This is a genomic window from Cuneatibacter sp. NSJ-177 (assembly GCF_022867805.1).
In the GTDB taxonomy this organism is placed as follows: domain Bacteria; phylum Bacillota; class Clostridia; order Lachnospirales; family Lachnospiraceae; genus Pseudolachnospira.
In genome coordinates, this window is sequence record NZ_JALIFO010000009.1 from 54,154 (window position 1) to 65,713 (window position 11,560).

Below are 11,560 nucleotides of genomic sequence, written 5' to 3' on the forward strand. Positions count from 1 at the left end.
GCCACCCGAATGGGAGACCCCTATCTTCATTCCTCTCTTCTGATTCCTCTTTTCAAATCCAAGAGTCAGCCGTCCCCGCGCACTTGATCCGGCTTACAAGGTCTTTTTCACAGAGGAAAAGTCTTCCCGGATCCGCACCGCCGTATCCTTCCCGAACTCGTAAAGCATCAAAATTCCGCCTAAAGGCAGGATGCCATAAACGTATGTCATGGGGATCCGCAAGATCGATGTGGTCAGGCCCGCAGAGTTCTTCATCAGCATCACTCCGCTGTAAGTGAAGACCAGCAAAAAGATCAGCACCACAACTTGAATTGCGCTCCGAAGAGCCAGGCGTCCGGCCCTGGGAAGCACGTTCAGTACCAAGGTCATCTCTGTATGCTTCCGGAAACGGAAGCACAGGGCTCCTCCCATCATCACCAACAGGACAAAGAGATTGACGACCACCTCATCGGCCCAGAGGATCCCTTTGTTCAAAACATAGCGGGCAATCACCGTGGCAAAAACCAGGGCGGCGATACATGCCATGGCAATGCTCCCGATCACCAGCTCGATCCCATAAATAACGGCATCTACCCTTTTCATACCTTTCTCCTTCTCAGCATTTCTCATCCCCTAACCCTTTTGGTTCGGGATGGCTTCTCTTCTTTCCAGATTTAACTTTATCATATTTTTCTCAACGGATTGATTCCACTCTATCCCAGTTTTAATAGCCTGGAGGCTATTGCACTTTTTCTGCGTTTTGACTATAATGAAAAATATCTGCTTCGCAGCTATTTTTGCCCAAACGGAGCGAAGCGGAGTTCGGGCTTCCCGTCCTTTTTTTAATAACCAAAACGGCTCCCAAGGATTCTTCCGGCGGCTTCCTCAAAAATGCTTGCGCGAAGCTTTGCAACAAGCGTGCGGTTACCGGCAGCGGAATCCTGGATTTCAAAAAAAGCACAGGCGAAGTTCACCGGCGCTTTTCATCTGGTTTTGCTGAGTTTTCTACAACGAAAAGGAATAAAAAACCATGACTCTCTTACAGCTTTCTTATTTCTGTACCGTAGCCCATCATCTGAATTTCAATCAGGCGGCCCGCGAACTCTATGTGGCCCAGCCTACCTTAAGCAAATCCATCGCTTCTTTGGAAAAAGAACTGGGATTCTATCTCTTCGAGCGAAGAGGAAAACATGTAGAACTGACGAAATATGGAGAAATGTACTACAAACAGATTCGGGAAGCCCTGGATCTCATTGAGAAAGCCACCGGTTCCGTGAAGCAGATGGCCCAGGAAAATTCCGGCCATATCGACATCGCTTACAACCCGCCTTTTGCCCAGGGATTTGTGCCGGACTTTGTCAGCGAGTTTTTGGCCCAGGAAAAGGAGCACCGAGTTACCGTTCAATTCAATCAGGCCTCCTCCTCCAAGATCGTGACCGGCCTTCTAAACGGAAGTTATGATGTTGGTTTTTGTACCCTGATCCCCAACATCCCGGAGCTCACCTTTCTGCCTCTGATGTCGGAAAAAATGGTTGTGATCGTCCCCTCCCGCCATCCTTTGGCCGGAAAAAGGCGGATTCGCCTGGCGGAATTGGCTCCCTATCCCTTTATCAAGTATATACCGGAGGCGGGCCTCCACCCGATTGTGGACCAGTATCTAAACGACGCCTTCCTCCGCGTGGAAACCCGCTGTATGGCCCCGGACGAGAGAAGTATCGCCGCTCTGGTGGCCTCCGGCTCCGGCGTCTCCCTGGTCGCGAAAGTTCCGGCTCTGGACGCTTTCGACCTGCATCAAATCGAAGTCACGGAACCGGAATGCCGGAGGACTGTCTATTTGGTTTATCACACCAACCGCTATCTGACGCCTGCTGTCCAGCGTTTCCTCTCCTTCATCCGGCGCAAATCCCGCGAGACCTGGCCTCAGCCATAAATGTCTCAGACTATATGCTTCTCAAGCCACACGCTTTGAATCCGCTTTTTCCCGGCATCGGAGGAAAAACCATAAAACCCGGACTGGCTTGCATGGCGCAGCTTGGCCGCGCTCCAGTCTCCCCCCATCCCCCGGCGGATCAGATACTCCCAGATCCCGCCGTGATCCAGGTTCCCGGCCAATTGGACAGAAACGATCGTCCCTTCCCTGCGGACGATCCGGCCATATTCCCCGCCATCCTTCCAGACAATCTCCTCCTCGCTGCCAATCGGAGCGGAAACGTCCCCCAGAGCCATGGCCGGAAGTCCAAAAAAATTCATTGTATTTTTTGCCAAAGTTTCATTCTTATAACGCTCCCGCAAGCCCAGCATATTTCTGGCCGCCGTCCGTCCTTGCAGAGCAGCCGAAGCCCAGGTGCCGGACAGACCAGTCACATCCCCGGCGGCAAAGATATCCGGAACGGAAGTTTCCAGATACTCATTCACAGCGATTCCTTTCCCTGTTGCTATACCGGAACCGTTGAGAAATGCCGCCGACGGCGTCACTCCGGCCGCGGCCACCACAAAATCACAGGGAATCTCTTCCCCATCCGCCATGATCAGCCCGGTAATCCTTCCTCCTTCGCCCTGCACCGTACGGACTACGCTCTGTCCCAAAAGAAGTCTTGCCCCGGCCTGCCGGAAACGAGTTTCATAAAGCCCGGAAACCGTCTCGTCCGACTGACGCGGGATAATCCGGGGGGACCGGCCGTTGACCGTCACATCCAGCCCGCGCCGGATCAGACCATAGGCTGCGTCCATACCGGACAGTCCGGTCCCCACCACGAAAGCCCGGCGGCCGCTTTGGCATGCCAAAAGGATCGCCTCCGCGTCTCTCAAATCCCGAAAACCAAATACATTGGGAGCTTCCGCAAAGCCCGGCGTGGGCGGGATGCGGGATACCGCGCCGGAGGCCACCAACAATTTGTCATAAGGATAGACGCCCTTCTCTGTCGCCACAGTTTTTTCCCGCGGACATACCGCCTTCACCGGGCATTCGGGATGATGCCGAATGTCCCAGCGCTCAAAAAAATCCGGATCCACAAAACGCAGGCGCGCCGGGTTCCGCTCCCCGCTGACATACTGGTGCAGCATACAGCGGGAATACGCCCCCATGTCCCCGGAAAACACATGGATCGTCCCCTTCGGGTCTCTCTGTCTCAGCTCTCTCGCCGCCTGGATCCCGGCGGCTCCGCTTCCAATAATGATGTAATTCACCGTTCCTGCCTCCCCGTTCCATCTATCCGATTAAAGGAAAAGACGGAAGATATCGTTTGATCTTAACTATATCATCCCGTCATTGGAATAGAGATTCCACTATGGAGAGATTTTAATAGCTTGGAGGCTATTACCTGCGATCCGAAACTCCGCGGAATCTATTTTCACGTAATTTTCCCTCCGATCAAAAAAGCTTATCCAGAATGTCCGTTGCCGAACTTCTGAATAAGCTTTCCAGTACCCTTTTCCCAGCCTTCGATTGATCCGGGCAAAGGGTCTTGCTTTCATTTTCTTCACGGCTGGAAATAGAATTCTGCCCGCCGTCACTGTAAGTTTTGTCTCCGGCGTCCAAACTTCCTCAGCCTTCCATCTGTCTCCCCAGAAATCCGGCCGCTGTGGCCGCCAGGCGTTTTTCGGTCTCTCCCATTTTATCCTTCTCGTCTTTTCCCAGCAAGATCACCGATCCAATCACATCCCCTTCGCAGAGGATCGGAGCGATGGTTTGAAGAGCAATCTCTTCCGGTCCTTCTTCGGTGATGGAGACGAACTCTTTGTCCGCCCTGGATGCAATGATAATATCCCGTTTTCCCATCAACTGTTCCAGTTCCTTGCTGATTGCCTTCTGAACCAAATCCTTTTTCAGACCGCCGGCCACCGCCAGCACCTGATCCCTGTCCGTGATGCAGACCATCCGGCCGGATCCCTGGGCCAAAGCTTCCCCGTACTGACCGGCAAAAATACCAAGCTCCGCCATCGGGGAATACTTCTTCAGGATGATCTCACCTTCTCGGTCGGTGAAAATCTCCAACGGCGTTCCTTCCCGCAGGCGGAGGGTCCGGCGGATTTCCTTTGGAATCACCACCCGTCCCAGGTCGTCGATGCGTCTTACTATTCCTGTTGCCTTCATATATAAATTCCTCCATTGTCTGCTATTTCCTGTGTAGGGATAGTTTGCGATAATTGAAGGAAATTATGTATGGACTGAAAACTTCTTCCATTCGCTTTGAAACAAGGAATGTTCTTATGTTGGGAAATAAAAGGCAAGGTTCCTTTAAAACCGTTAAAAAAATTCCTGCAAGATTTTGGTTCCGCCGTTTGGCAAAATCATATCTTGCAGGAATTTTTCATAGAGAAAAGACAAATTCAATCCCGAATCCGTCCCCGGTGGTGCAAACCGGCTCAAGCGCAACATCGATGCACAGGCCATCCGCATATTTCCGGACGAGATATAATCCCATCCCGGTCGCTTTCTGCCTGTCCGGATGGCTGCCGGTAAAGCCTTTATCAAAAAGAAACGGCGCGTCCTCCGGGGGAACGCCGGATCCGTTGTTCCGGACTGCCAGGTATATTTTATCCCCGCTCCGCCAGGAAGAAATCTCCACCTTCCCATTCTCTGGGTCCGCATATTTATACGCATTGCTGAGAAGCTGAGAAAACATAAAGCGCAGGACTTTTTGATCAGAAACCACCGTCAGGGGCGGTAAATCCAGAGTGACGGAAATCTGGTTTTCTCCGGCAAGAGCTGCGTACTCATGGACCGCTTCTTTCACACAAGCGTCCAGCCGGAATTCTTCAAACCGGTAGTCGGGATGATCTGTCTGTAATCGAGCGTAATATAAAATCCGCTCCACATTCTCATTTAATTGGTGCTGCACATGAATCATCCTGTCATAAACCGACGGACTCATTTCCTCTTTGCGGTTATTTAAAACCAAGGTGGAAAGGGACAGCGGCGTTTTGATTTCATGCACCCAGGCTTCAATGTAATCCCGGTAGGACGAGAGCGCCATCTTTCCTTCATTGATCTGCGCTGCCTGCGACGTCAGCTTTTCATAAAGCAGATCCACCTCGCCCTCCCACTCCCCTCCGGCCGCGCGCAAAAGCTCCGCCTTGTTCGTCTCATCCGGCGTCTCCAGAAAACTTTCGATTGCTTTGGCCATCCTGCGCATGCCGCGCTGCTTAAGACCTACGGCAGCCGCCAGGAGAATCAAAGAAAAAAGCAGGATAAACAGGCCTACGCTCTGAATGGCAGAGGGAGATACAAGCCACGTGACAAAGAGGAAGATCAAATCTGTGCAGAAAAGTAGGATGGGAAAGGCTCCCATTCGATTGATCCAGGCTTTCATATCTCTTCCCCCTTCAGACAGTAGCCCTGCCCCCGGATAGTTTTGACGATCTCTCCCAGGCCGATTTCCGACAAGCTCTTTCTCAGCCTGGTCATATTGACCGGAAGAATGTTTTCATCCACAAATTCGTCTGTTCCCCATACAAAAGTAAAGATTTCCCTGCGGGATACGGTCATGGGGTGCCGCTCCATCAGAATACGGAGTATCTTCCCCTCGGTTTCCGGCAGAATCAAGGAAGCGTTCTGCCATACCAGCTTATAGGTGTCCGTATCCAATGCCAAGGAACCTGCCTGGATGACGTTTTTAATCTTGCCGTAGGTCTGTAACAGCCGCCTGGCTCTGGCGACCAGCCGGTCCGGATGGCACGGCTTTGTCAGGAAATCGTCTGCGCCGAGCCCCAGAGCCGTCAGTTCATCAATCAGTGTATCCCTTGCGGTCAAAATCAAGATGGGAAAGGACGCCCTGCTTTTCAGCCATTTACAGAGCTCAAAGCCGGATTTCCGGGGCAGATTCACATCCAATAAGACGAGGTCCGGGGCAAGGCGGAGGATCTCCTCCTCCGCGGCGGCAAAGGAAGAGATACCCGAAACCGAGTATCCCTTCCTCTGAAAGGTCAGCATAATTTCTTCCCTTAAATATACATCATCTTCCACGACCACAATTTTAATCAAGAAGCGACTCCCCTTCCCCCGATCTTTTCCAGGGAACAAATTTCCCGGCAGGCGGTTTTCTTTACCACATGGATATAAATCGCCTCGGTCAATACAAACACCAGCAAAGCGATTCCCGCAAGGGTAATGACCGTAACCGCCGAAGTGCCGATCGGTAGCTTAGTCAGACCAGTGAACATCGAAACGATGGCAGCCGCGCTGCTGATCACCGCAACCGCCAGCACCAGAGAAAAGAAGGTCTGAATCTGTTTCTTCGCACTGCTGCAAAGCTCCTCGGTTCCAGCTCCCAGCGTCAGAAGCGTCAGGTATCTGTGCTTATTCTGCCTTTGCCCGATTAAATATTTTAACCCGATCACCGTATTGGCAATCAAAAGAAATAGGATGCCGAGATAGATGGTCAGATAACTGGCCGATACCGTATAGAACAGGTTTCTGCCGATGCCTGCCAGAAAACTGTCGTATTCCAGCCCGGCGGCGTCCAGTTTCCCGTCCACCTTCTGAATCGCCTGCATCAATCCCATCTCTTCGGCGGCGGCATCGGTCAGATGGACATTTTGGCAGTAGGACTCCGTCTTCAACGCGATTTCCGCAAACATTGGATCCGGGACAATCAAAGCTGCATAGAGAGTAATCGCGCGGTCCGCCACAATATTATCATAGCACAAAGACGGGTAAAACGAGTATTCCCTGCCGTTCATTTGAATGGAAGCGCCCCCTTCCACCGCACGGTCTAAAATCGAAAAGAAATCTCCTTCCCGTCCCATTGAGGAAAACAGGGCAACTGTTTCGCCGTCAAGGTCAATGGGATCCTTTCCCATCGCCGCCATCATCTGGTTGTAGGATCCCTGCGAAATCACATAATCCCAATGAATACTCTGGGCAATCGCCTCTCCGCCGTCAATCTTTCGCAGCGCTTCTTTTATCACGCTGTCATCGATGGCAGCCTCAGTTCTGGAAAGGTACACGGGATAGACGGACCGGATCATGTCATGAATTTCCTCATCTTCCAGCACCGCCTCTATTTCCGCCTCACTGGCAAAAATGGAAAAGTCCGTGGAGCGCGTGTCGGTGGCGCGGCCAATCCCCAGTGAAATGCCATAAGATACGCAGGTAAGCGCCATCAGCAAAAGGAGCGAGGACACCGCCAACGCCTGATGCTGATGAATGACATTTTCCTGTACCTGCCGTCCGGTGAAGGTGGCGAGTCCTCTGGCGTCGGGAGCTTTTCTGTGAATCCGCCTGCCAAGAAATCCTCCGAGCCCGCGGTAAAGGGAAAAGGTGCCGAGAATTCCGGACAAAAGGAGAATCAGCACCGTAATGTCCAGATTTCGCAGATGGAAGATGCCAAGATAGTAGGCGGTCAGCAGCAGCAAAATGCCGAGGACAAAAAAGGCGGAGCTTTTCGCCTTTGACTGTTCCGTCTGCCTCTTCGAGGCGTCAAAACGCAGCAATTCCGCCGGTTCCGTGCGGCCGAAAGGGATACAGATGATCAGCATCGCAAACATCTGAACAAGGACAAATCCGCAGACCGTCCACAAGATTGCAGGGATGGAAAGGGAAAAGCGGTGTCCAATCAAGCCTAGTCCTACCAGTTTGGCCGTGGCCAGACTGATTCCCTCCGTAAGAAATAAAGAGACGGGCAGGCCAATGAGAAGCGATACCAGGCTGCTCCAGACGGTTTCACAAAAGAGCATGAAAAACAGTCTGCTGCGCTTCATCCCAAGCATCAAATACATGCCGAACTCTCTGCGGCGGTTGTCTGTTTGATACTTGCAGGCAAAATAGACGAGAAAAAACACAAAGAACAGCGAAATCACATATACCACCGGGAGCAGCGCCAAAAGCTTTTTCACCGCGTCGCTTTCCACTGTGGCAAGAAAACGCATCACGTCCTGTTCCCCGAGGGACAGCAGGGTGTAGAAAGCTACAATCGCAATGACAAGGGAACCAAAAAACAATCCGCTGCCTTTTCTGTTCTTGGCCGCATTCCGATAAACTTGCTTAAAGAACATTTGCGCCGCCTCCTCCCAGCTGTGCCGTCACCGTCACGATTCTCTCATAAAAGGCGGCGGTGGATTCTTTTTCCGTATGGCGTCGTAATTCGTGGAAAACTCGTCCATCCTGGATAAACAAAATGCGGGAGCAATAGCTTGCAGCGTTGGCGTCATGGGTGACCATCATAATGGTTTTTCCCAACTCTCGATTGACCGAAGCCAGCTGGTCCATCAAAATTTTTGAATTTTTGCTGTCCAGGGCGCCGGTGGGCTCATCCGCCAGCACAAGATCGGGGTTTGCGATGAACGCCCTCGCCGCAGCCACCCGCTGTTTTTGCCCGCCGGACAGCTGAGAGGGAAACTGATCCAGCACTCCTGCAATATCCAGCATGGAAGCCAGTTTTCTCATTTTCCCTTCCGCCTCCCTCGCGGTCTTGCCGTGCAGGGCCAGCGGAAGGGTGATATTTTCTCTGGCGGTCAGATTGTCAAGAAGTTCAAATTCCTGAAACAGATATCCGATGATCCGGCCTCGGTAATCCGCCAGCCTGGAACCGCGAAATTCCGATATATCCTGCCCGCGCAGGATCACTTTGCCGGAAGTCGGCCGGATCATGGTGGCGATGCAGTTGAGAAGCGTTGTTTTCCCGGAGCCGCTGGCTCCCATAATCCCTAAAAACTCGCCCTCCCGCACATCAAAAGTAATTCCCCGCAGGGCCTCCGTTTTATTGCCGCCCTTACCGTACGTTTTCGTCAGGCTATCTACCCGTAAAATCCGATCTGTGGTATTCATCGCAAATCTCCTCCTTGCTTATGGCCTTATTATAAGAGATCATTCGTGGAAAAACCACTTACAGTCGGTGTAAGGTTTCACGGCTGCCCAATTCTTTCCGAAAGCCGATTGTTTTTATTCCTAACCCATGATCCGGGAGAACTGCCGGAAAAGGATCCCAGAGAAGGCCGTTCCGAAACCCAGCGAGCGGATGATAAAACTCCCCGAAAACAAAGGGAAAGACCATCCAAAAACCGGCCTTCCCCTTTCTTCTTCCTTCTATTTCCCACCAGCCTACCGGCCGGATGCAGATACAACCAGGAATCTTCTTTGCACGGCAGGTTTAAGGCCCCACCACATTTTCCAGCGTTCCAATCCCCTCGATCCGGCAGGTGACCACGTCGCCCGACTTCAAAAATTTCGGCGGGTGAAAGCCCATGCCGACGCCGGAAGGGGTTCCGGTGATCAGGATATCCCCCGGTTCCAGGGTAATCCCCTCGGATAGCTGAGAAATCAGCTCCGGGATATCAAAGATGAAATCGTCGGTATTGCCGTCCTGGCGGGGTTCCCCGTTGACCCAGGACTGGATTCTCAGATGCGGCGGGCTCGGCAGCTCGTCCTTTGTCACGATCCAAGGCCCCATCGGGAAGGAATCGTCCAGCCCTTTGCCAAAACTGTACTGTTTATGCCGGTTCTGCACATCCCTGGCGGAGATGTCATTTCCGATAGAATAACCGAATACATACTCGAATGCTTCCTCGCGGGATACCTTCGAACAGGTTTTTCCAATGATCACAGCCAACTCCACCTCATAGTCCAGCTGTTCCGTCAAACCGCCGTGGCGGCCGATCGCTCCGCCGGGAGCTACCGCCTGGTTCACCCGCTTTGAGAAGTAGACCGGATACTCCGGTTTTTTATACTCGATGCCCTTGAATTTCGCTGACTCAATGGCGTGGGCCACATAGTTTTGGCCGACGCAGAGCACGTCATGGCGCGGATGCGGGATCGGCGCCAGCAGCTGAATCTGTTCCAGCGGGATTCCCTCGGTGGCTCCGGCCTCCTGTTCGATGCGCTCCCGTTCCTCATCGGTCAGGTTCGCAATCAGCGCCGTCATGTCCGGATAATCAATCAAAAGCGTCTCCAACGGGATCACCGCCGTGCCGTCCTTCCGGCAGATGCCCAGGCGGGCGGCTCCGCCGCGCGCAAAAGTTACCAGTCTCATCTGATCTTCCTTCCTTTTAAGAAATTTATGTTAAGCCCTGCTCTCCCCTAGAATCAAAAAGCTTCTGCCCAAGGGGCGCGCAAACCAGTATCACCAAAATCAGAACCCTTCTTCACTATGACGTATCTGTACCCAAAAATCAAGTCCTATTTCCATACTTCCGATAAGGAATCCCCCCCAGGAACACATCCCTGTCTTTTCCGGATGGAAAAGCCGTGACTCCAGGCCGGGTCCCATGATTTCGCTCCTTGGAGTAATAAACGCTGAAAATCCCATTCAGCAGGTATTGAAAACCCCAATGGACATCCTCATCCGGATGAAGATACAGTGCATATTCCATCTCCTGCTTTCCGCTTCTTTTCTTCCGGCAGACGCTCCATTCGGTAACTGCACCGATATAGCCAACCAGTTCCGACTCCCAAGGCAGTTGATCCCGAAACGCTTCCTCCAAAGCTCTCCACACAGTAGTTCCCTTCTCACCCTCCAAGCAGCTCTTCATAGAAACAAGCGCCAAGAACGGGGCGCGGTCACCCGCGCTGCCCCGGCAAAGATGCCCGGCCTTTTGCAGCGCTAGGATTTCTTTTTTCAGATCGTTTGAATACAAATGCTTTTTTACTGATAAAACAGCGATTACGCCTTCCGGCGGCACAACGGCATGACCTCCAAAACGTTGAAAAACAGGATAATTAGCGCTGTCATATACGATTAGGTCCAACTGGCTGGAATGTTGGTCCGGATCAGAGCTTCGCGGAGCTTTTGAGCAGCCGGACTTTACACCTGGCCTTAAAATAAATCCTGAGAAAATCTCTAAATTTCTCGGAAGGAAACGCTTTAACGCCTCCGTCAGCAGGCATTCCACATACCGTCCATCCTCCCCCGGATGAGCCGCCCCTGCTCTCCCCTCTGCGGGAAGTAAAGCCTCCATCTGACGGTAGGCCGCCTCCAAGCCCCGAACTTCCTGCCTCCAATATTCCTGTAAACGTTCGCCTCCCATATCTCCTCCTATGTCTCAGACAGCCAGCTCCCTCAAAACCATCTCCAGTTTCCGTAACAGCTTTTCCATCTGGCGGACCGAATCTGTCCGTTCCCGATTCCCCTCTACCACAGAGATCAAAAAGGCACGGTATCCGCAGAGATAATAAATCAAATCCTCCTTGCTGAGAAATGAGGGGTCAATCCCTCTCCTCATAGGCCAAATCTCGCCTGCCGTTTGAAGAAGATCCGCTTCCCGGCGGAATCGCCTCCGATCCAATCGATAGGGTTCGGCTGAATTTCTCCTCTCATATTTTCCGGGGTTATCCATCAGCGCAAAGAGAAAAGTATTCATTTCCTTCCGCTTGCTTCTTGACAAATGCACATCGGAACCGACTACAAAGCCATTGCTTACGAATTGTCCCGTCTGAAAAGAGGTTTTCCCTGGATTCAGTCTGAAATGAAATTCTTCTAGAATATGGGAAATCATCCCGTAGAAATAGGGATTCGCAGAAAAATCAAGGCTATGTCACAACAAACAGTTGATAAATAGCCATTTTTATAGGGGAGTATCAGAACTCCCCTACAAACTGTTATTTGCAGTTATCTATACTCATTTGGAATTTCGATATGAAGTGTCT

Annotated in this window: 11 protein-coding genes; 1 reads left to right on the plus strand and 10 read right to left on the minus strand. The window is 52.0% G+C overall.

Annotated features, from left to right (window positions below):
- Nucleotides 1-93: 93 nt before the first annotated feature.
- The gene (locus tag MUB23_RS14765; RefSeq protein ID WP_244801406.1) at nt 94-582 is read right to left on the minus strand and encodes a TRAP transporter small permease; all 489 of its coding nucleotides are present in this window, start codon (nt 580-582) and stop codon (nt 94-96) included.
- A 427-nt stretch (nt 583-1,009) separates the two neighbouring features.
- Between MUB23_RS14765 and MUB23_RS14770 the strand changes: the two genes are divergently transcribed.
- Nucleotides 1,010-1,909, plus strand: coding sequence for a LysR family transcriptional regulator (locus tag MUB23_RS14770; RefSeq protein ID WP_244801407.1), 900 nt, complete (start codon nt 1,010-1,012; stop codon nt 1,907-1,909).
- Between the two features lie 5 nt (nt 1,910-1,914).
- Here MUB23_RS14770 and MUB23_RS14775 read toward each other — a convergent pair whose 3' ends face one another.
- From MUB23_RS14775 to MUB23_RS14815, 9 genes are all read right to left on the minus strand, one after another.
- Nucleotides 1,915-3,165 (minus strand): NAD(P)/FAD-dependent oxidoreductase, encoded by a 1,251-nt coding sequence (locus tag MUB23_RS14775; protein ID WP_244801409.1) that lies wholly within the window; start codon nt 3,163-3,165, stop codon nt 1,915-1,917.
- Nucleotides 3,166-3,523: 358 nt separating this feature from the next.
- A complete protein-coding gene (spoVT, locus tag MUB23_RS14780; protein WP_244801410.1) occupies nt 3,524-4,072 on the minus strand; it encodes a stage V sporulation protein T in 549 nt (182 codons plus the stop codon).
- 217 nt (nt 4,073-4,289) lie between these two features.
- On the minus strand, nt 4,290-5,291 hold the full coding sequence (locus MUB23_RS14785; protein WP_244801412.1) for a sensor histidine kinase: 1,002 nt from the start codon (nt 5,289-5,291) through the stop codon (nt 4,290-4,292).
- Entirely contained in the window at nt 5,288-5,962 is a 675-nt protein-coding gene (locus MUB23_RS14790; protein WP_244801414.1) for a response regulator transcription factor, read from the minus strand. The genes MUB23_RS14785 and MUB23_RS14790 overlap by 4 nt, the downstream gene beginning before the upstream one ends.
- Nucleotides 5,959-7,974: an FtsX-like permease family protein gene (locus tag MUB23_RS14795; protein ID WP_244801416.1), complete on the minus strand. Its 2,016-nt coding sequence runs from the start codon at nt 7,972-7,974 to the stop codon at nt 5,959-5,961. The genes MUB23_RS14790 and MUB23_RS14795 overlap by 4 nt, the downstream gene beginning before the upstream one ends.
- Nucleotides 7,964-8,746 carry an ABC transporter ATP-binding protein gene (locus MUB23_RS14800; RefSeq protein WP_244801417.1) on the minus strand — a complete coding sequence of 261 codons (783 nt, stop codon included), beginning with the start codon at nt 8,744-8,746 and terminating at the stop codon, nt 7,964-7,966. Before MUB23_RS14800 ends, MUB23_RS14795 begins: the two co-directional genes overlap by 11 nt.
- A gap of 322 nt (nt 8,747-9,068) precedes the next feature.
- Entirely contained in the window at nt 9,069-9,947 is an 879-nt protein-coding gene (locus tag MUB23_RS14805) for a fumarylacetoacetate hydrolase family protein (RefSeq protein WP_244801419.1), read from the minus strand.
- 139 nt (nt 9,948-10,086) lie between these two features.
- On the minus strand, nt 10,087-10,941 hold the full coding sequence (locus tag MUB23_RS14810; protein ID WP_244801421.1) for a DUF6602 domain-containing protein: 855 nt from the start codon (nt 10,939-10,941) through the stop codon (nt 10,087-10,089).
- Nucleotides 10,942-10,956: 15 nt separating this feature from the next.
- Nucleotides 10,957-11,274, minus strand: coding sequence for a hypothetical protein (locus MUB23_RS14815; protein WP_244801423.1), 318 nt, complete (start codon nt 11,272-11,274; stop codon nt 10,957-10,959).
- Between the last annotated feature and the right edge of the window lie 286 nt (nt 11,275-11,560).